General features: G+C 35.8%; 18 protein-coding genes. 15 read left to right on the forward strand and 3 right to left on the reverse strand.

The annotated features are described in order from the left end of the window. Window positions 1–141 precede the first annotated feature (141 nt). The 3 genes from MZO21_RS04805 to MZO21_RS04815 all read left to right on the forward strand — a co-directional run bounded on the left by MZO21_RS04805 (window position 142) and on the right by MZO21_RS04815 (window position 1,847). A complete protein-coding gene (locus MZO21_RS04805; protein ID WP_248102763.1) occupies window positions 142–1,044 on the forward strand; it encodes an NAD(+) kinase in 903 nt (300 codons plus the stop codon). A 2-nt stretch (window positions 1,045–1,046) separates the two neighbouring features. Next, complete coding sequence (locus MZO21_RS04810) at window positions 1,047–1,310, forward strand: YeaC family protein (RefSeq protein ID WP_248102760.1); 264 nt, start codon at window positions 1,047–1,049, stop codon at window positions 1,308–1,310. Window positions 1,311–1,409: 99 nt separating this feature from the next. After that, the gene (locus tag MZO21_RS04815; RefSeq protein WP_248102757.1) at window positions 1,410–1,847 is read left to right on the forward strand and encodes a GNAT family N-acetyltransferase; all 438 of its coding nucleotides are present in this window, start codon (window positions 1,410–1,412) and stop codon (window positions 1,845–1,847) included. 50 nt (window positions 1,848–1,897) lie between these two features. Here MZO21_RS04815 and MZO21_RS04820 read toward each other — a convergent pair whose 3' ends face one another. Beyond that, the gene (locus MZO21_RS04820; RefSeq protein ID WP_248102755.1) at window positions 1,898–2,893 is read right to left on the reverse strand and encodes a glycosyl transferase family protein; all 996 of its coding nucleotides are present in this window, start codon (window positions 2,891–2,893) and stop codon (window positions 1,898–1,900) included. 180 nt (window positions 2,894–3,073) lie between these two features. On the opposite strand from MZO21_RS04820, the gene MZO21_RS04825 reads away from it, so the two are divergent. From MZO21_RS04825 to MZO21_RS04850, 6 genes are all read left to right on the forward strand, one after another. Further along, the gene (locus MZO21_RS04825; protein ID WP_248102752.1) at window positions 3,074–4,216 is read left to right on the forward strand and encodes an acyl-CoA dehydrogenase family protein; all 1,143 of its coding nucleotides are present in this window, start codon (window positions 3,074–3,076) and stop codon (window positions 4,214–4,216) included. A gap of 357 nt (window positions 4,217–4,573) precedes the next feature. Then, window positions 4,574–5,683, forward strand: a complete 1,110-nt coding sequence (gene pheA / locus MZO21_RS04830; protein ID WP_154772419.1) for a prephenate dehydratase — start codon at window positions 4,574–4,576, stop codon at window positions 5,681–5,683. Window positions 5,684–5,753: 70 nt separating this feature from the next. Continuing rightward, window positions 5,754–6,845, forward strand: coding sequence for a histidinol-phosphate transaminase (hisC, locus tag MZO21_RS04835; protein ID WP_248102749.1), 1,092 nt, complete (start codon window positions 5,754–5,756; stop codon window positions 6,843–6,845). 3 nt (window positions 6,846–6,848) lie between these two features. Continuing rightward, window positions 6,849–9,098 (forward strand): bifunctional prephenate dehydrogenase/3-phosphoshikimate 1-carboxyvinyltransferase, encoded by a 2,250-nt coding sequence (locus tag MZO21_RS04840; protein ID WP_248102746.1) that lies wholly within the window; start codon window positions 6,849–6,851, stop codon window positions 9,096–9,098. Window positions 9,099–9,214: 116 nt separating this feature from the next. Further along, window positions 9,215–9,583 carry a hypothetical protein gene (locus MZO21_RS04845; RefSeq protein WP_154772415.1) on the forward strand — a complete coding sequence of 123 codons (369 nt, stop codon included), beginning with the start codon at window positions 9,215–9,217 and terminating at the stop codon, window positions 9,581–9,583. A gap of 37 nt (window positions 9,584–9,620) precedes the next feature. After that, window positions 9,621–10,232: an FMN-binding negative transcriptional regulator gene (locus MZO21_RS04850; RefSeq protein WP_248102743.1), complete on the forward strand. Its 612-nt coding sequence runs from the start codon at window positions 9,621–9,623 to the stop codon at window positions 10,230–10,232. A gap of 52 nt (window positions 10,233–10,284) precedes the next feature. On the opposite strand, the gene MZO21_RS04855 is transcribed toward MZO21_RS04850, so the two are convergent. Further along, on the reverse strand, window positions 10,285–10,917 hold the full coding sequence (locus MZO21_RS04855; protein WP_248102740.1) for an alpha/beta hydrolase: 633 nt from the start codon (window positions 10,915–10,917) through the stop codon (window positions 10,285–10,287). A gap of 124 nt (window positions 10,918–11,041) precedes the next feature. On the opposite strand from MZO21_RS04855, the gene yaaA reads away from it, so the two are divergent. Together yaaA and MZO21_RS04865 are read left to right on the forward strand one after the other, a co-directional pair. Next, window positions 11,042–11,833 (forward strand): peroxide stress protein YaaA, encoded by a 792-nt coding sequence (gene yaaA / locus MZO21_RS04860; RefSeq protein ID WP_248102737.1) that lies wholly within the window; start codon window positions 11,042–11,044, stop codon window positions 11,831–11,833. Between the two features lie 37 nt (window positions 11,834–11,870). Continuing rightward, window positions 11,871–12,896 carry an IS30-like element ISAba125 family transposase gene (locus MZO21_RS04865; protein ID WP_080591907.1) on the forward strand — a complete coding sequence of 342 codons (1,026 nt, stop codon included), beginning with the start codon at window positions 11,871–11,873 and terminating at the stop codon, window positions 12,894–12,896. Between the two features lie 81 nt (window positions 12,897–12,977). Here MZO21_RS04865 and MZO21_RS04870 read toward each other — a convergent pair whose 3' ends face one another. Beyond that, entirely contained in the window at window positions 12,978–13,460 is a 483-nt protein-coding gene (locus MZO21_RS04870) for an FKBP-type peptidyl-prolyl cis-trans isomerase (RefSeq protein ID WP_154772411.1), read from the reverse strand. A gap of 234 nt (window positions 13,461–13,694) precedes the next feature. On the opposite strand from MZO21_RS04870, the gene MZO21_RS04875 reads away from it, so the two are divergent. The 4 genes from MZO21_RS04875 to MZO21_RS04890 all read left to right on the forward strand — a co-directional run bounded on the left by MZO21_RS04875 (window position 13,695) and on the right by MZO21_RS04890 (window position 20,403). Next, entirely contained in the window at window positions 13,695–14,516 is an 822-nt protein-coding gene (locus MZO21_RS04875) for a PhzF family phenazine biosynthesis protein (protein WP_248104049.1), read from the forward strand. Between the two features lie 133 nt (window positions 14,517–14,649). Next, complete coding sequence (locus MZO21_RS04880; RefSeq protein ID WP_248104047.1) at window positions 14,650–15,849, forward strand: M16 family metallopeptidase; 1,200 nt, start codon at window positions 14,650–14,652, stop codon at window positions 15,847–15,849. Next, a complete protein-coding gene (locus MZO21_RS04885; protein ID WP_248104045.1) occupies window positions 15,800–17,416 on the forward strand; it encodes a M16 family metallopeptidase in 1,617 nt (538 codons plus the stop codon). Before MZO21_RS04880 ends, MZO21_RS04885 begins: the two co-directional genes overlap by 50 nt. Before the next feature lie 221 nt (window positions 17,417–17,637). Continuing rightward, window positions 17,638–20,403, forward strand: coding sequence for a M16 family metallopeptidase (locus MZO21_RS04890; RefSeq protein WP_248104043.1), 2,766 nt, complete (start codon window positions 17,638–17,640; stop codon window positions 20,401–20,403). Window positions 20,404–20,411 lie beyond the last annotated feature (8 nt).

Raw genomic sequence — 20,411 nt, forward strand, 5'->3', positions numbered from 1 at the left:
TTAATCAATTTGCAATGATTAATATGTTTATATCTTTAAAAAAGTCATGTATTACTAAGAGAAATTTCTAGTCCTAATTTTTCTAAATCTTCTGTGATAGTGATATTATAGATAACGAATCGTAGTGGAGCGATATCGCTGGTGCAAATTTCACATAAGAATTTTCGTAACATTGGTTTAATTGGACGTCCAGATAAATCTTCAGTTGTTGAAACTATTAGTCTTATTCATGACCATTTAATTAGTATTGGTCTACATCCAGTTTTTGACTCGGAAACTGCCGAGCTAGTACCGTATAAAAACACGCAAACTGTAAGTCGCGCTTTACTAGGTGAAGTAGTCGATTTAGTGATTGTGGTAGGGGGGGATGGTTCATTACTTCATGCTGCACGTGCTTTGGTAAAATTCAATACGCCTGTTATTGGTGTAAACCGTGGTCGTTTAGGTTTTTTAACCGATATTAAGCCTACAGAAGTAATTTTTAAACTCGATCAAGTTTTAAAAGGTCAATTTCAGTTAGATCGTCGTTTCCTTTTTGAAATGGAAGTTCGTTCAAAAGGCGAAATTATTTACGAAGCAATTGCACTTAATGATGTGGTATTGCACGGTAAAACTGTACATATGATTGATTTCGATTTAAGTATTGATGGTCAGCATGTTTATCGTCAGCACAGTGATGGTTTAATTGTATCTACACCGACAGGTTCAACGGCTTATGCCTTATCTGGTGGTGGACCTATTTTGCATCCAAGTATGGATGCAATTGCACTCGTTCCTATGCATCCCCATACATTGTCTTCTCGACCAATTGTGGTGGGTGGGCAAAGTGAAATTAAAATTGCGGTACATGAAAACCGTGTGATGCCAATGGTGAGTGCAGACGGTCAACAAAGTGTGTCATTAGGTGTAGGAGATACTTTGCATATTCGTAAACATCCTTATAAACTAAATTTACTTCATCCGCCTGGATACGACTTCTATATGGCTTGTCGTACTAAATTGGGTTGGAATCAAGGTTTTGAATCTTTGCAGCAACAGGATTAATCATGAATATTGAACAAATGCTAGCGGTACTCGATCCTGAAATTGTGGGTCGTTTAAAAACTGCAGTTGAAATTGGTAAATGGCCAAATGGTGTTGCATTGACTCAAGAGCAACGTCAAACGTGTATGCAAGCTGTTTATGCGTGGGAAATGAAAAACCTTCCTGAATCAGAGCGTAGTGGTTATATTGACCGTGGTACGAAAGAAGAAGATGAACATTGCGATTCGCATGTTGAAGAAGAGTTCAAACCAATTCGTTTTGTTTAATAAAACTGAAAATCAAAAAAAGGCACCTAAATGGTGTCTTTTTTATTTTAGGCTGTGTTAGTTTGTTGTGTGTTATTTATAAAATAAAAGAGCAATATTATGGGGTTACGGGGTGTTGAACAAAAAGATTTTATGCAATGGAATACATTGTGGAAATTGTATCAAGAGTTTTACCAAGTAAGTTTAAAAGAAGAATTATCTACACTAACTTTTGAGCGGTTCTTGAATAAAAGTGAGCCAATGGAGTGCTTTGTTTTTGAAGATGGTGAAAAAATCGTTGGATTTGTTCATTTTATTTTTCATCGAAGTACTTGGAGTGAGCGTGATTCTTGTTATTTACAAGATTTGTTTGTGAGTCCAAATTGTCGCTCTAAGGATATTGGAAAACAATTAATTGAAGCTGTTTATGCAGAAGCTGAAAATAAAGAATGTGCAAAAGTGTATTGGTTAACGCACGAGAGCAATTCGACAGCTAGGGTTTTATATGATCATGTTGCAGAAAATGTTGGATTTATTCAATATCGAAAAAATCTTTAAGACAAACCCAAGCCAATACTAAAGTGTATTGGCTTGGGTTTAATAATAATTTAGAAACGAGTATTCCAAAGTTCTTTTGCTTTGATCATTGCGTCTTCATAACTGCTTGAAATGCCCATGGTGAATAAAGCAATTCCCATGGTTTCTACCACAGCAATTTCACCATATTCATGTGATTGTTTGCCTTCCCAAACCGCTTTAAATACATCTAAATTTAGTTCTTCTTCAATTGGGCTTCGGTTATCTGTTAGCTTTGGTAATTCGTGTTCGTATAATTCACCATTTTGAATACCACAAATTAATGTTTTAGCATCAGGATTACGTTCAAATTCGCCTCCTTCACCTTTGATTACAGCACTATTTTTATATCCCAGTTGAAAAGCAGCTTGTTGATGCGAACTTCTATAAGCAGGATGGAAAATCGCTTGCATGGTTGCTTTTGCGTTAAATGGATTAATTAAACGTGCAAGGGTGTGAATAGGCGAGCGTAAACCCATGACATTTCGGAGATTAATTAAGTCACTTAAAATTGGTGAAATAACATCTAAGGGTAAATATGCAAAGTTCTTTTCTTGAAGTTGTTGTTCAACATGTTCTTGATTTTGGCAAATTTTAAAATCTAAAAATTCTAAAACTTGTTCTGTATATAAACGGTTGATGGTATGACCCGAAGCTCCATGCATCACAACTTTATAGTCATGTTTTGCAAGCGTAAGCGCAGCAAGTAAAAACCAAGGGTAGTGTTTTCTTTTACCCGCATAAGATGACCAATCTAAATCGACATCTAATGTTTTAAAATTGAGTTGATCTTTCGTCGCTTGAACAAAGCCTGTTAATTCATCGACAGATTCTTCTTTCACACGAAGAAGCATTAAGAATGCCCCAAGCTGAACATCTAAAACTTCATCTTTTAAAATCATGGAAAAAGCTTGATAAGCTTCATCGTAAGTGAGTGAGCGAGCACCGTTTTTGCCTTTCCCAACAATACGAACAAATTGTGCAAAAGGATGTTCAAAGTCTTTATAAAGATTGCGCTTGGTATTCATTAAATCATCATCAACATATTACAGCTAAGACAATATGCCATAAAACGCTGCTGAAAATGTGTGAGAAATTTTTAAATATTAATTTAATGACAGATGTTGGTCATGACAATTACTTTAAAAATGTATAGCATGAAAATTGGAAGAAAAATCAAACAATCAAAATAAGATAAGGGACTAATTATGTTGGCATATGATGCAGATTTAGAATTATTTCGCGATAATTTTAGAAGATTTATGAAAGATCATATTGAACCTCATTATGCACAGTGGGAACGTGAAGGGAAAATTCCACGTTCTATTTGGAGTATGTTGGGCGAAAATGGATTTTTATGTGTTGATATGCCTGAAGAATATGGTGGCTACGGTGTTTCAACACATTATTCTTTAATGCTAATTGAAGAGTCCGCACGAGCAGGCTATAGCGCGTTATCTACAGGAATGTCTTGCCATTCTGAAATTGCAGCGCCATATATTTTGCACATTGCAACAGAAGAGCAAACACAACAGTGGCTACCTAAAATGGTCAGTGGCGAAGTAGTTGGTGCAATTGGTATGACAGAACCTGGTGCGGGTTCCGACTTGCAAGCTATGCGTACAAGTGCAATTTTGCAGGGTGATCATTACATTCTAAATGGTTCTAAAACCTTTATTTCGAATGGGCAACATGCAGACTTGGTTGTTCTTGCTGTTAAAACTGATCCTCAAGCACGGGCAAAAGGTGTTTCACTTATGCTTGTAGATGCACATTTGGATGGCTTTAAAAAAGGAACAAACTTAGAAAAAATAGGTCTACATTCGCAAGATACTTCCGAATTATTTTTTGATAATGTTCACGTTCCTAAAGATCAGTTATTGGGGCAAGCAGGACAAGGTTTTGCATATTTAATGCAAGAATTACCACGTGAAAGAACAGCAATTGCAGCAACAGCTTTAGGTGCTATTCGTGGATCTATTGATGTCACTATTCAATATGTAAAAGAACGTCAAGCCTTTGGGCAAGCCATTAGTCAATTTCAAAACACACGCTTTGTTTTGGCACAAGCAAAAATAGATGAACTTGCTACATCTGCATTTTATGAAAGAAATGTAGAGCTTTATATGCAGGGTAAATTAGATGTTGAAACTGCGGCAGCATTAAAAAGTTTTGCAACAGATATGCAAATGAAAGTTGCAGACAATTTGCTTCAATTGTTTGGTGGATATGGTTATATGACGGAATATCCGATTTCACGTTTCTTTGTGGATGCGCGTATTCAGCGAATTTATGGCGGTACAAATGAAATTATGAAAGAAATTGTCGCGCGTGGAATGGTTGGGCGCTAAAGATAGTTTTAAGTGTATGGAAAAATAAAAAGGGCTTCGGCTCTTTTTTATGAATTATATTTCTTATAGGCTAAAGGAAAGGTTGTTATGAATTTCAATATTGAACATGATTTTTAACAAACGAAATAAAAAATCTTAGAAAGAGTTATCACTTAAACTTCTACTATTTATAAAACCTTTTCAATATACAAACTCCTTGATTTAATGAATGATGTTGAAGGTGAAAAAGACAATAGAATTGGTGAAATCTTCAACTGTGTAAATTTAAGGCTGAATAAAGCAAAGTCTTATTGCACAACAATTGAAAGCTAACTATTGTTATACTGTCGAAAACATGTTTTTAAGGGCATCATAACAATGATCAACGACGATCAAAACACAATCACTTCTCTTGATTTAGGCAAAATTCGTGAGGATATTGACTCTGTAGACCAACAGCTTCAACAACTCATCAATCGCCGTGCGAAACTGGCTGAAGCTGTAGCGAAAGCAAAGTTTGCTGCTGAAGAGAAACCATTGTTTTACCGTCCTGAACGTGAAGCGCAAGTTTTGCGTAATGTTATGGAACGTAATGAAGGGCCTCTATCTGACGCGACAATGGCTCGTTTATTCCGTGAAATTATGTCTGCATGTTTGGCTCTTGAAGCACCGCAAAGTATTGCGTTCTTAGGGCCTGTTGGAACATATACACATTCAGCAGTTTTAAAACATTTTGGTCAAGATGCTGTTGTGCGTCCATTGCCTACAATTGATGAAGTATTCCGTGAAGTTGAAGCGGGTAGCGCACATTATGGTTTAGTGCCTGTTGAAAACTCATCTGAAGGTGTGGTTAACCATACTTTAGATTGTTTCAAAGCATCTCCTTTAAATGTAATTGGTGAAGTTGAACTTCGTATTCATCACCAATTTTTAGTGTCTGAAAACACACGTAAAGACAGCATTAAACAAATTTATGCACATCAACAAACTTTGGCGCAATGCCGTGGTTGGTTAGATGCGCATTATCCAGGTGTTGAGCGTGTTGCATTAAGTTCTAATGCAGAAGCTGCACGTCGTATTCGTAACGAATGGCATTCTGCTGCTATTGCATCTGAAATTGCTGCCAATATTTATAATTTAGAAACTTTGCATAGCAATATCGAAGATAACCCAGAAAATACCACTCGTTTCTTGGTTATTGGTCGTGAAAAAGTGCCACAAAGCGGTAATGATAAAACCTCATTATTGGTTTCTGCACATGACCGTGCGGGTGCTTTACTTGAAATTCTTGCGCCATTTGCGAAGCACAATATTAGCTTAACCAGTATTGAAACACGTCCTGCATTACCTGAAAAATGGGCTTATGTTTTCTTTATTGACTTAGAAGGTCATATTGAACAAGAAAACGTAAAAGCAGCTATCGAAGAAATTCGTCCGTTAGTAAAAGAAGTACGTGTTTTAGGTTCGTATCCAATTGCAGTTTTATAAGTTCACATCAGTGGCTAATGTCTAGGGGAGATTAGCCACAACCATCACCTGAAATTTTTGGAAGTGTAAAATGACGTTTGTTCCAGCCAATGAAGGCATTGCAAAGTTAAACCCATATCAGCCTGGTAAGCCTATTAGTGAGCTTGAACGTGAGTTGGGAATTACGGATATTGTCAAATTAGCGTCAAATGAAAACCCATTGGGTTGTTCTGATAAAGTGAAAGAAGCAGTTGCTGCTGAACTTGCTGAAATTGGTCGTTATCCAGATGGTGGTGGTTTTATTTTAAAAGACCAAATTCAGCAGCAATTTGGCGTTGCACATAACCAAATTACTTTAGGTAATGGTTCAAATGACTTATTAGAAATTTTTGCACGTGCATTTGTATCAGAGAAAGATTCTGTTGTTTATAGCCAACATGCATTTGCAGTTTATGCACTTGTGACTCAAGCAATTAATGCAGAAGCAATTGAAGTTCCTGCAAAAGGCTTTTCACACGATTTAGAAGCAATGGCTGCTGCTGTTAAAGCAAACACAAAATTAATTTTCATCGCAAACCCAAATAACCCAACAGGAACTTGGTTTGAAGAAGCTGAATTTGAAGCATTTATGCAGAAAGTTCCTGCAAATGTGATTGTTGTTTTAGATGAAGCTTATGTGGAATATTATCCTGAAAACTTCAACAGCTTAAAGTTCCTAGCACAATATCCGAACCTCATCATCAGCCGTACAATGTCAAAGTGTTTTGGCTTGGCTGCGCTTCGTGTTGGTTTTGCTTTAGCTTCTGTAGAAGTAACAGATTTCTTAAACCGTATTCGTCAACCATTTAACGTGAACCATTTAGCAATGGTTGCTGCAGTTGCTGCGTTAAAAGATGAAGATTTTATTGAAAAATCACGTGTTGTAAACAAAGCAGGTATGGCGCAACTTGAAGCAGGATTTAAAGCTTTAGGTTTAAATTATGTACCTTCACGTGCAAACTTTATTTTGGTTGATGTTCAGGCAGATCCTGCACAAACATTTAATGCATTATTAAAGCAAGGCGTAATTGTTCGTCCTGTTGGAATTGCAAATCATCTTCGTGTGTCTATTGGTACAGAAGCTGAAAATGCTAAATTCTTAACAGCATTGGCGAAAGTCTTAAGTTTAGAGGCTACAGCGTAAAATATGTCTTTGCCACTGTTTGAAAAAGTTGCGTTCATTGGACTTGGGCTGATTGGCTCAAGTCTTGCACGTGTCATTATTGCTGAAAAATTAGCAAATCAAATTGTTGCATCTACACGTTCTCAAAAAACTTTAGATGATGCAAAAGCACTTGGTTTAATTCAAGAAGGTTATACAAACCCTATTGATGCGGTTCAAGGTGCAGATTTAGTTGTTTTAGCTTTGCCTGTGCGTGCAACACAAAAAGTACTTGAAATTATTCAGCCGTATTTGTCTGAAAAAACAATTATTACCGATGTAGGTAGTACCAAGGCAAATGTAGTTGAAGCAGCAAAAGCGGTGTATGGCGATGCATTACCAGAAGGTTTTGTGCCGGGACATCCTATTGCAGGTTCAGAACATACAGGCGTACATGCAGGTAAAGTCGATTTATTTGCGCACCATAAAGTGATTTTAACACCACTTCCAAGTAGCGCAGATTGGGCAATTCAAAAGCTTATTCAACTGTGGCAAGCATCTAAAGCAGAAGTGATTTGTATGGATGTAGAAAAGCACGATGAAGTGCTTGCACATACAAGTCATCTTCCGCATTTAATGGCATTTAACTTGGTCGAGCAACTTGCGAACCGAGAAGATAACCTAGATATTTTCCGCTATGCTGCGGGTGGATTCCGTGATTTTTCAAGAATTGCGGCAAGTGATCCACAAATGTGGCATGACATATTTTTTGCCAATAAAAAAGCAATTTTAAATGCCGTAGACGGCTTTGAAAAACAATTGGCAGTTATCCGTAAACTAATTGAAGATGAAAACTCTCAAGCTCTAATGGGCTTGTTAGGACATGCGCAGGCTGCGCGACAGCATTTTAATCATATGCTCGCGAATAGACCCTTGATGGAGAAAAACAAAGTGACGACACAGCAATTTACAATATTACCAGGCAAGAAAAATTTCCAAGGTAAATTTAGCGTGCCAGGCGACAAATCTGTGTCACACCGTTCTATTATGTTTGGTGCTATTGCAGAAGGTACAACGCATGTAACAGGTTTCCTTGAAGGTGAAGATGCACTTGCAACCTTACAAGCTTTCCGTGACATGGGGGTGAGCATTGAAGGTCCTAAGAATGGTGAAGTGACTATTCATGGTGTTGGTATGCATGGTTTAAAAGCACCTGCAAGCGAGCTCTATATGGGTAACTCAGGCACATCTATGCGTTTACTTTCGGGTATGTTGTCTGCGCAAAAATTTGATTCTGTAATGACAGGTGATGCATCACTTACAAAACGTCCAATGGAACGTATTGCAAAACCTTTACGTGAAATGGGTGCTTTATTACAAACTACGGGTGACCGTGGCACACCACCTATTTCAATTACAGGAAATCAAAAGCTAAAAGGTATTCATTACGACTTACCAATGGCTTCTGCGCAAGTTAAATCGGGTATTTTACTTGCAGGTTTATGGGCGGAAGGTGAAACTTCTGTGACAGAGCCAGAGCCAACACGTGATCATTCAGAACGTATGCTTCGTGCATTTGGTTATGAAGTTAAAACGGAAGGCAACCGCATTTCACTTCAAGGTGGCGGTAAGTTAACTGCAACTGAAATTCAAGTACCATCAGATATTTCATCTGCTGCGTTCTTTATGGTGGGTGCTGCAATTACAGAAGGTTCAGATGTAACACTTGAAGCTGTGGGCATTAACCCAACACGTACAGGTGTAATTGAAATTCTGAAACAAATGGGTGCAGATATTTCAGTTGAAAATGAACGTATTGCAGGTGGTGAGCCAATTGCAGATATTCGTATTCGTGGTTCACGTACATTAAAAGGCATTCATATGCCTGAAGACCAAGTGCCTTTAGCGATTGATGAATTCCCAGCATTGTTTATTGCTGCTGCATGTGCAGAAGGACAAACTGTACTTACAGGTGCTGCTGAACTTCGCGTAAAAGAATCTGACCGTATTCAAGTGATGGCAGATGGCTTGAAAATTATGGGGATAGATTGCACACCTACAGATGATGGCATCATTATTGAAGGTAAAGGTAAGTCTGGCGAGTGGGATGCTATTTTTACAGGTGGTGAAATTGAATCTCATCATGACCACCGTATTGCGATGAGCTTCTCTATGGCAGGTTTACGTACTTCTGGTGAAATTAAAATTGTAGGTACTGAAACAGTTGCGACAAGTTTCCCAACGTTTACAGAACTTGCAACAGAAGCAGGTCTTGCAATTCAAGTCACTGAATAAAACATCATCGTAAAAATCATTAAATTTTAATTAAAAACAGCCAAGCAAATGCTTGGCTGTTTTGTTTTTATTGCTTATGCTAAAACCATACAACAATAAAGCCTTTGGATATTGTGATGCGTAAACTAAAATTTGTGGCGAATCGTGAAATAAAAAATCAACTAAAAGATTTTAGTGAAGTTCAAACTTATGTTGCCGATTTACTCGCACATGAATTGGTTAATCATGGTTTTGAAACTTTATCGCAAAGTGGGGCGCAAGTGGCAGTAAGTGTAGATGATCATGCATTGCCACTTTCTGTAAGCTGTGAATCTCGTAGTGAAGATGGTCATTTAGTATGTGAAATATCTTCTTATCCAGATGAAAATCAAGATTGGTTAGACCGAATTACAGAACAAAGTTTATTAAATCAATTGGCACAAGCAGTAGAAAGTACTTTAAAAGATCATGAATCTTTAAGTGAATTTGAATGGAAAAATCCTTAATTACTTTTAAAATTTTAAAAATGGGGCGCTAAACTGAATGTATATACCTAAAGTTTTTGAAGAAACAAGAACAGAGGTTTTAACCGAATTAATTCAAAAACATGCTTTAGGATGTTTAATTCTACATACAAATGGTGAGTTGGATGCAAACCATCTTCCATTTGAATATGATGAAAAGTCACATTCTTTATATGCTCATATCGCAAAAGAAAATCCGTTATATACACAGCTAAAACAGTCGCAAAATGTGTTGGTTGTTTTTAGCATTGATCATGCATATGTATCGCCAAATTGGTATGTTGGAAAGTTTGAACATCACAAAGCTGTTCCTACATGGAATTATGTGGTTATACATGCCAAAGGAATGGCTGAACTTATTGAAGATGAAAAAGTTTTAAGAGGTATTTTGGCTAGATTAACGCGACAGCATGAAAGTAATCAGCCAAAGCCTTGGAAAATGTCTGACGCACCAAAAGATTATATTCAAAATGAATTAAATAAAATTGCTGCGATTCGTATTGAAATTTCAAGTTTAGTCGGTAAATTTAAATTGAGCCAAAATAGAGATGTTATAGATCAAGTAAATGTCGCGGAAGCTTATAAGCAGAATAACAAAAATGTTTTAGCTGAAATGATGCTAAATAAATAAGCCTATAAAAAACCTCGCAATAAGCGAGGTTTCTTGAATCAAAAAGCAGTAATTAAGCTGAAACAAGGTAGCGTGAAATGGCTAAACGCAAATGTTTCAAATAACCTGTAAAGAAATGATTTGCACCCGGTAATACAGTCACCATATGACGCTGAGGTCTTGCCCATTCAATCATGTCGGATAACAATGTTACATCGTCACCTTCGCCATGAATAAATAAAATATCGCCTTTAATTTCAGGAGTGACATAATGACGCACGCCAGCAACTGTTGCAGTAGGCAAACCACATAAAATAGTTTGTACAGGTTGTAACTCGACAGGAAGAGTAGCATAACTTTTTGCCATTACGTGCGCACCAAAGCTAAAACCGCCCGCATAGAATGGTTTGCCAATATGCTTTAAGCGTGCATATTTAATAACGTCTAGCGTATCTTCAGTTTCACCAAAACCTTCATCATGCATGCCTTCACTTTCGCCAGAACCACGAAAGCTAGGGCGATAAACCACACAGCCACGTTCTAAGAACATTTGTGCTAAAAGATGAGGGACTTTGTGATGAGGTGTTCCACCTTGCAATGGGTGTGGGTGACAAACGACAGCGAATCCTTTCACTTCACCTTGAGGATAGTCAACAAAAACTTGAATTTTACCCTCAGAGCCTTGAATGAAAAATGCTTCGGACATAGGATAGATATATATAGCAGGAGAAGGGCCGTATTTTACCGATAATGTTTATATAAAACACAGGTTGGTATTAAATAAAGTCTACTGTTATAGTCTGAATAGTTAATTTTCGATCAGGTCTTTTATGCTAGCCTTAATATCCCCCGCAAAAACATTAGATTACGAAACAACATTGCCAACAGATCAATTTACACTTCCAAGGCTTTTAGACCACTCAGAAATATTAATTCAAGATTGCAAAAAACTTTCTGCAACAGATATTGCAGGTTTAATGAGCGTGAGTGAAAAAATCGCAAAATTAAATGTAGATCGCTTTCAAGATTGGCAAACTGATTTTAATTTTTCAAATGCACGCCAAGCTCTTTTTGCCTTTAAAGGCGATGTGTATACAGGTTTAGATGCATACAATCTTACAGATTCAAATATAGACTTTGCTCAAGATCATTTACGTATGTTGTCTGGTTTATATGGATTATTACGTCCTTTAGACCTCATGATGCCGTATCGTTTAGAAATGGGAACTAAGCTTGCCAATGTACGTGGACACAATTTGTATGAATTTTGGGGGCAGAATATTACCAATTTAATTAATGAAGATTTAGCAAAAGCGAACTCTGAAATTTTGGTAAATATTGCATCTGATGAATATTATAAATCTGTAAAAGAAAGCAAAATTGAAGCTGAAATTATTAAACCTGTTTTCCTAGACCAGAAAAATGGTAAATATAAAGTCATTAGCTTTTATGCGAAAAAAGCACGTGGTTTAATGGCACGTTATATTATTGAAAACAAAATTGAAAAAATTGCAGATTTAAAATCATTTAATACAGATGGTTATTATTTTGATGCTGAAAGTTCATTGAAAGGTGAACTTGTATTTAAACGTGATGAGCAAGCAGGGCAGAGTAAAACTTGAAGTGCGACATAAACCACCTAATTAATTTAAAGGGTTTATGGAGTATATAAAATTGTCATACCATCATCTTAACTTTGAAGATCGTACTGCATTAATGCTTGAGTCAAGAAAAGAAGGCTTTTCACCCAGAAAATTTGCTGAACTCATTAAAAGACATCCTAGTACGATCTATCGTGAGCTTAAAAGAAATAGCATCAATGACGTTTATCAAGCTCAATATGCTTCTGATAACACCTTCGCTAGACGTAGACGTGGTCACAGAAAACTCAAAATCGATTCAATCCTCTGGAAATTTATTGTTGAAGCGATCCGTTGTTTATGGTCTCCTCAGCAAATAGCAAAGCGTTTAAAGAGATTTCCTGATTTGGATCAAACAATGAATGTAAGCCATACAACGATTTATTCAACGATACGAGCATTACCAAAGGGTGAGCTGAAAAAAGACTTACTATCCTGTCTGCGTCATGAAAATAAAAAGCGAAAAGCTAACGGTGAACCTAAAAAAGATTCTATATTACAGGATATTAAAACTATTCATGAGCGCCCAACCGAAGTTCAAGAAAGAAAAATACCGGGTCATTGGGAAGCCGATTTAATTAAAGGTAAAGACAATAAAAGTTCGATAGCAACACTTATTGAACGAAATACACGGCTCTGTATCTTGGCAACATTACCTGATGCAAAGGCAGAATCAGTGCGCAAGGCTTTAACTGAAGCTCTGAAATATTTACCCGCAGAACTGCGTAAAACATTGACCTATGACCGTGGACGTGAGATGTCAGAACATAAAATCCTCGAAGAAGATTTAGGCATAGATGTATATTTCTGTGACCCACATTCGCCATGGCAGAAAGGCACATGCGAAAATATGAATGGTTTAATTAGGCAATATTTACCTAAAGGGATTGATTTAAACCAGGCAGATCAGCATTATTTAAATCAAGTTGCCATGTCACTGAATACTCGCCCTAGAAAAGCGTTAGATTGGCTTACACCATTAGAGAAATTTGCTCAGCTTGTTGATTATCATAAGGCTTTTGAAACTGTCGCACCTCATGTTTGAATTCGCCCAGCTTAACGCAATAAAATACAGACAACAAAAAAGGCAAAGTAAAAACTTTGCCTTTTTTTATTCAATGAGAACTTAGTGGTGGTGACCGCCAGCGCCATGAACGTGACCGTGTTCTAATTCTTCAGCAGAAGCTTCACGAATTTCAACGATTTCAACTTCGAAAGTTAAGTCTTGACCAGCAAGTGGGAAGTTAGCATCAACAATTACGTTGTCGCCTTCAACAGATTTAACAGTAACGATTTGAACGCCATCATCAGTTTGAGCTTGGAACTGCATGCCCGCTTGGATGTTATCAACACCTTGGAACATTTGAGCAGGAACTTCTTGAACCAGGTCTGGGTTGTATTCGCCATAACCTTCAGCAGCAGGAACATTAACAGTGAATTTTTCACCAACTGTTTTGCCTAAAAGTGCATTTTCAAGACCTGGGATGATGTTACCTGCACCGTGCAAATAGGCAAGTGGTTCACCTTGAGATTGGTCCAGAGTTTCACCCTCTGCGTTAGTCAATGTGTAGTGGAAAGAAACCACAAGATTGTTTGCAATAGCAGTCATGTTATTGATCCAGTCAAATTTTAAGGGTACATCATAAAGCGAAAGCTAATTATGTAGAATAGATTTGAGCAAAATTCTACATTTTATTGATGTTTTCATATTTATATGGGCAGTTTAAACAAATTCAATGTCATTTCAATGAATAACTGACAAATAAGCGATTTCTTTTACTTTTCCTGATTAAAAAAATAGCTTATGGTGATTTTACAACAACATTTATATTAGGCAATCATCATGAAAATGTACCAAGTCGATGCTTTTACCACGCAACTTTTTAAAGGAAATCCTGCTGCGGTTTTGGTTTTAGACAATTGGTTAAATGAAGAACTTATGCAAAATATTGCCTTCGAAAATAATTTGGCAGAAACAGCATTTGTAAGAATCATTGATGATGAAAATTATGAAATCCGTTGGTTTACCCCCACCACAGAAGTTGATTTTTGCGGTCATGCGACCTTAGCAAGTAGCTTCGTTTTATTTAAAGATTATACGCAAAAGAAGAAAATTCAGTTTCATGTAAAGCAGTTAGGTATTTTTATTGTTACAGAAGCAGATGATGGAAAAATTATTATGGATTTTCCAATTCGACCTGCAAAAAAGTTGGAAAGCTATCCAGAGTTGTTAGATAAAGCCTTCACTAAACCATTTAAAAATGTGTATTTAAATGAGCAAGCTTACATTCTTGAATATGAAAATAGCCAAGATATTTTAGATGAAATGCCAAATATTGAAATGTTGAAACAATTTGGCGAAATGAAAATAGCCAATTCAGCGAATGCTTCATCTCTTGATGTTGCAATTACAGCAAACTCAAATAAATATGATTGTGTATCTCGTTATTTTGCACCTGCATCTGGCATTAATGAAGACCCTGTAACAGGATCAATTCATACGGCTATTATTCCAATTTGGGCCGAAAAATTAGGTAAAAATCAACTTTTAGCGTATCAAGCTTCAACTCGAGGCGGAGAGTTATTTTGTGAAATAAAAGCACATGATCGAATAGAAATTTCAGGTTATGCAAAACTGTATATGCAAGCAGAAATTTTTATCTAATTCTTAGTTTTTAGTTAAAGCTACCGTTAATGGTGGCTTTTTTTTTGCAAAATTTAACAGAAGGAATTTGACTGAAAGATATATTGCGAAGCTAGATAAAAAATAAAACGTCATATTTTAAATAGGTTTTTTTATGAAATTAAAACTCAAAAGATTAACGGTTTTTGTATTGGCTTTAGGTTTAAGTTCAACTGTTTTTGCTAAGCCCGTATTACAACAAAGTTATAAAAATATTGAAGAATACAAGCTTGATAACGGTCTTAAAGTTATTCTTTTTGAAAATAATAAAGAAAGCAAAGTTTATATGAATATGATTTACCAAACAGGTTCGTTAAACGATCCTCATGGTAAAGGCGGTATGGCACATTTGCTAGAACATCTTGCATTTAAAGGCACTAAGAATATTCAAGGCGAAGACTTTCAAAAGCGTTTAGATCAGTACACATTAACCAATAATGCAAGTACAGATTATTACGTGACACAATATACAAATGAAGTTCGTGCAGAGAAAACAGCCATAGACGAAGTTTTACGTTTAGAAGCTGAACGTATGGATAAATTGGTGCTACAACAAAAGTTTGTACCAGCAGAAATTGAAATTGTAAAACGTGAGCGTGAATTAACATCTGATCAGCCATTTGCGATTCTGATAGATCAAGTTTTTAAAGGCATTTATGGCAATAAAGATTTGGGTCGTGAGCCTATTGGTGATTTAGAAGAGCTTGAATCTATTAATATGGACGAGCTTAATGAGTTCTATCGTAAATGGTATACGCCCAATAATGCGACTTTTGTCATTTCAGGAAAATTCGACAAAGCAGCACTTTTGGAAAGTTTAGATCAAAAATTCAGTTCTATTCCTGCACGTAAAATTCCTGAACAAGCTGTAGTGCCTGATCTTGATTTAACTAAAGTAAAAGGACAAACATTTAGCGTTCAAAAAGGTAGTAGCTACCAAAAAATTAATTTATATATGACACCTAGAAACCCAAAAATTGAGCCAGTATTGGAAGTTGCACCGTTGCTTTTCGATATGGAACCAAGTGGTCACTTATATAAAAATATAGTAGATACAGGCATTGTAAACGAAGCAATGCTTTCACCGTGGAATACGCAGAATTTTAATTTAATGCTTGTGAGTGTAGATTATTCACCTTCACAAAATGTGAAAAAAATAGATAAAGAATTAATTTTCAATATGGAAAGTTTTAAGCCGTTTTCTGATGCTGAATTGAATCGAGTAAAAACGCTTTTTAAAAATGGGACAGAAGCTAATTTTAAAGATGCAAGTCAAATGGGGGGATGTCCTAAGTCAGTCTGTTGCTTTAAATAATGGGGATTGGTTACGCTTTTTTAAAAATAGAGAGGCGATTCAGAATTTAAATGCAAATGGTGTAAATCAACAACTCAAAACATATTTTAAGCCTGAGAATCGGATTAAGACCGAAATTACACCAACACCTACGTCAGATATAAAACCTCAGCAAAATGAAGGAAATTTGATATTACAAACATTAAAAGATGATTTGGAAGAGAAACCAGAACCTTTAAAAAATGTTGAAGTATATAAGCGTGAAAGTGCTGCACATTTAAAAAGTATAAAAAACGTTTTAACTGCATCTGAGCGTAAGGTACAAAGTGGCGCATTAGATAACGGTTTAAAATACAAAATTTATTCAGCAGAAACATCTGATGATATGGCTTATGGAACTTTTGTTATGAATTTTGGTACTCAAGATACTATGCAAAATCAAAAGCAGGTGATTGAATTTGTTTCATATTTAATGGCACGTAGTACGAAAGATCAGTCTTTACAAGATATTGCAGATCGTGGAATTGAAGCAAATGGCGAATTTTTAATTTTTCCAGATGAAAACTCGATTGAAGTCAAAGTATCGGCAGATCATGATAAATTTTTAGATTATTTTGCTTATGTTTTAGATGTAATTCAAAAACCATTATTTGATAAAGAACAATTTGATTTAGTAAAAACACGTTCATTAAATCAAATTAAGAAAGACAATAAATCCCCTGATATGGTTGCACAAGGCAAAATTAATGAGCTGAGTAATCATTATAGTAAAGGTGATTTACGATATAAGCAAAGTCCAAGCTTGCTTGAAAAACAAGTTAAAGCTGTGTCCTTAAAGAAAGTGCGTGATTTTTATAAAAATAATGTATCTGCAAGTCAGGGAGAAATAGTTTTAACAGGCAAATTTGATCATGAGCAAGCGAAGCAAATTTTGCAAAATAAATTGAGCCATTGGAGCAGTCATAATGAGTTTCGTTTGATCGAAAATGATTATGTTCCAGTAACTGCACAATCACATTATTTATTTGCTGAGCCACGTGAGTTTGGTGCTTATAAAAGCTTTATTGATATTCCTTTAAGTAAGCAAAGTGAAGATACACCTGCAATGTGGGTCATGAGCTATATATTGGGTGAGTCGCAGTTGTCTTCAAGACTGGGCAAAGAGTTACGTGAAAAAAATGCTTTGGTCTATGCATTTGGTTTTGGACTAGATTTAAATCAAGTGAATGAAGCAGGGCGAATTGCAATTGAGGCGAATTATACAGCAGGAAATGGCAAGCTTATTTCGCAAGCGATTCATAAAGTTTTAAATGATGTGCTAAAGAATGGTGTGACAGAGCAAGAAGTTGAATTTGCTAAAGCAGCATTGTTACAGCAAGATGCAACACGCTATGAAATAGACTTGGCAATGCATGACTTATTTGCAAAGCAGTTGAAGTTTAATCAGGATATGAAATATCAAATTGATAAGACCCAACAATTGGCAAAAGTCACTAAAGCGGATGTTGATGCTGTAATTAAGAAATATATTAAGCTTGATCAGTTTGTAGAAGTAATGGCAGACCAATACGGAAAGATGGAGAAATAAAACAGTAAACTTCATGTTTTATTTGTTGTTTAAATGAAAAAATCAAGTTTTTATAATTGATAATCGTTTACAATTATATTTAATGGTCAGTCTAAATTAGATTTTAATCTGATGAATGGACTGACCATTTTCCAATTTTAAATCTATGAAAATTAAAAGATTCCAGTTTTATTGAGCCTTTGTGTTTAAGTATAAAAGGAACTGAATCTTTTGGAGTGAACATGGCTTTTCGCTTTAATCAATATGTTGTATCCATCATTTTGTTGGGAATAGGGGCTTCTGTTTTTGCACAACCAGTGCTGTTAAAAACTGAGCAAAAAATTGAAGAATACAAATTAGATAATGGTTTACGTATTGTTCTTGCGGAAAATGATAAAGAAAATAAAGTGTATATGAGCACGATTTATCGAACAGGTTCTTTAAATGATCCTAAAGGTAAAGGTGGACTTGCGCATTTATTAGAACATTTAGCATTTAAAGGTACACAAAATATTAAAGGCGAAGAATTTCAACGCCGTTTAAATCAATACACCTTGTCGAATAATGCCAGCACAGATTATTACTCAACAAAATATATTAATGTGATTCGTCCTGAGAAAAATGCGATTAATGAAATTATTCATTTAGAAGCAGAGCGAATGGATAAGTTGGTACTACAAGAAAAATTTGTACCTTCTGAAATTGCAATTGTAAAACGCGAGCGTGAAGTTCGTTTAGATCAGCCATTTGCTGTACTTATAGATCAAGTATTTAAAACAGCTTATGGTAATCAGCATTTAGGTCGTTTGCCGATTGGTGATTTAAACGAGCTACAAACCATTAATATGGGTGAACTAAATACTTTCTATCGTAATTGGTATGCACCGAATAATGCCACGCTGATTATTTCAGGTAAGTTTGATAAAGCGGAAGTATTAAAACAAATTGATGAAAAATTTAGCCCAATTGCTGCACGTAATATTCCGCAGCAAGCTAAGGTGCCAACTTTAGATAACTCTAAATTTGCCAATAAAACTTTTGTGGTACAAAAAGGAAGCGACTTAGCCAAATATAATATTTATTTAACTTCCGCCAACGAGAAAATAAAAACAGCTTTGGCAATGGCACCCACTTTATATACCTTGCAACCAAGCGGTCATTTGTACCAAAGCATTGTAGAGTCTGGTACAGCTACAGCAGTTCCTGCAACAACATGGTTAGATAAAGATTTCAATATGGTATTTATGGGGGCTGTTTATGCACCAAACCATAATGAAAAAATGGTTCAAACTGCTTTAAATAATGGTGTTGAACAAAATAAATCATTTACGGATATTGAATTAAACCGTATTAAAAAAATGACTGTTAACCAAGCAGAGAGTATTAAAAATAGTGCTTCTGCATTGGGTTCTCGTTTAGGTGATTATGCGGTTGCTTATGATGGTGACTGGAGCAAATATTTTAAAGATTTAGAAGAAGTTCAGAACTTAAAAGTTGATGAAGTGAATCAGGTCTATAAGTCATTTTTAACGCCTCAAAATCGAATTATTGGGGATATTCAACCTACGCCTGAAGACCAGAAAAAAGCATTAAAATTAGATGTAAATGCAACAGATGCTAAGACTTTAGATACGTCTACTGAAAAGCCAGAACCTTTAAAAGATATATCGACTTACCAAAAAGAAGTCAGTGCTTTTGTAGAAGCATCAAAAAAACATATTGAAACAACTGAACAGAAAATTGAACGTGGCGAATTTAAAAATGGCGTGAAATATGCGCTTTATCCAACGTCTACGCGTGACGATAAAACTTATGCAACTATTCATGTGGATTTTGGTACAGCTGAAACTTTATTTAATAAAGGGCAAGTTGTCGATTTAATGGCATATTTGATGCTACGTGGTTCGGATAAATATAGCTTGCAAGATATTGCTGATAAATCTATTGAAGCGGGTGGTGGTGTTTCAGCTTCTGGTAGCGGTAATGGTGTAAATATTCAGGTTGTGGCGAAAAAAGAAAAGTTTGAAGAATTTTTCAAATTCGCAATTGAACTCATGAAAGCGCCTAAATTCGAACAAACACAATTCGATTTAATTAAATCGCAATCACTTTCAAGTTTAGACCGTCCATATACAGAACCAGATATGGTTTCTGCTTTAACCATCACACGTATTTTAGAAAAATTCCAACCAGGTGATTTACGTTATCACTTTGAGCCTGAATTTGCTAAAAAGGAATTAGAAGCTGCAACGAATGATCAGGTGAAAGCTTTATATCAACAATTTTTTGCCATGAACCATTCACAAATTGCTGTGACTGGAGATTTTGATGCGAAGAAAATGAAGAAGTTGTTAAAAGCTGAATTTTCGAAGTGGAATGGTAACGAAACGTATGAAAAGTTAATTACGCCATATTCAACATATTCTGCACAAAAGCATCATATGCTGGCGGAACAGCGTAAATTTGGTAGTTATGTGAGTGTCATGCCGTTTCCTGTAGGTCAAGACCATCCTGACCGACCTGCGCTTGTGGTATTTGGAAATATTTTAGGTGTTTCACAGTTATCTTCACGTTTGGCACAAGAATTACGTGAAAAAAATGCTTTGGTTTATGGTTTTGGTAGCACATTAAACTTTAATGATAATAATGATAGTGGCGCTTTAGGTATTAGCGCAAATTACACAGCAGGTAAAGCAGCTCAAGTTTCGCAAGCTGTTCATAAGGTTTTAAATGACTTATTGAAAAATGGTGTAACAGAGCAAGAGGTTGAAGCAGCAAAAGCAGAAATCTTTAAAAAGCGTGTAACTGCATTAGAAGATGAGCGCCGTATTCACAGTATGCTTGCACCACAATTAGAACGTGGACGAGATTTGTATGCACGTGAAAAGCAAGATCAAGACTTTGCCAAAGTAACAAAAGCAGATGTAGATGCTGCAATTAAAAAATACATTAAGTTAGATCAATTTGTAGAAGTCATGTCTGATCAATATGGTAAAGCTGCTAAATAATCTTTAAT

The organism is Acinetobacter portensis (genome assembly GCF_023158935.1).
Taxonomy (GTDB): Bacteria; Pseudomonadota; Gammaproteobacteria; order Pseudomonadales; family Moraxellaceae; genus Acinetobacter; species Acinetobacter faecalis.

Coding starts and splice junctions, on each gene's coding strand:
- MZO21_RS04890 (WP_248104043.1), top strand. CDS start 17,638: ATGGCTTTTCGCTTTAATCAATATGTTGTATCCATCATTTTGTTGGGA.
- MZO21_RS04865 (WP_080591907.1), top strand. CDS start 11,871: ATGGAGTATATAAAATTGTCATACCATCATCTTAACTTTGAAGATCGT.
- MZO21_RS04875 (WP_248104049.1), top strand. CDS start 13,695: ATGAAAATGTACCAAGTCGATGCTTTTACCACGCAACTTTTTAAAGGA.
- pheA (WP_154772419.1), top strand. CDS start 4,574: ATGATCAACGACGATCAAAACACAATCACTTCTCTTGATTTAGGCAAA.
- MZO21_RS04820 (WP_248102755.1), bottom strand. CDS start 2,893: ATGAATACCAAGCGCAATCTTTATAAAGACTTTGAACATCCTTTTGCA.
- MZO21_RS04810 (WP_248102760.1), top strand. CDS start 1,047: ATGAATATTGAACAAATGCTAGCGGTACTCGATCCTGAAATTGTGGGT.
- MZO21_RS04855 (WP_248102740.1), bottom strand. CDS start 10,917: ATGTCCGAAGCATTTTTCATTCAAGGCTCTGAGGGTAAAATTCAAGTT.
- yaaA (WP_248102737.1), top strand. CDS start 11,042: ATGCTAGCCTTAATATCCCCCGCAAAAACATTAGATTACGAAACAACA.
- MZO21_RS04845 (WP_154772415.1), top strand. CDS start 9,215: ATGCGTAAACTAAAATTTGTGGCGAATCGTGAAATAAAAAATCAACTA.
- MZO21_RS04870 (WP_154772411.1), bottom strand. CDS start 13,460: ATGACTGCTATTGCAAACAATCTTGTGGTTTCTTTCCACTACACATTG.
- MZO21_RS04850 (WP_248102743.1), top strand. CDS start 9,621: ATGTATATACCTAAAGTTTTTGAAGAAACAAGAACAGAGGTTTTAACC.
- MZO21_RS04840 (WP_248102746.1), top strand. CDS start 6,849: ATGTCTTTGCCACTGTTTGAAAAAGTTGCGTTCATTGGACTTGGGCTG.
- hisC (WP_248102749.1), top strand. CDS start 5,754: ATGACGTTTGTTCCAGCCAATGAAGGCATTGCAAAGTTAAACCCATAT.
- MZO21_RS04815 (WP_248102757.1), top strand. CDS start 1,410: ATGGGGTTACGGGGTGTTGAACAAAAAGATTTTATGCAATGGAATACA.
- MZO21_RS04880 (WP_248104047.1), top strand. CDS start 14,650: ATGAAATTAAAACTCAAAAGATTAACGGTTTTTGTATTGGCTTTAGGT.
- MZO21_RS04825 (WP_248102752.1), top strand. CDS start 3,074: ATGTTGGCATATGATGCAGATTTAGAATTATTTCGCGATAATTTTAGA.
- MZO21_RS04885 (WP_248104045.1), top strand. CDS start 15,800: ATGCAAGTCAAATGGGGGGATGTCCTAAGTCAGTCTGTTGCTTTAAAT.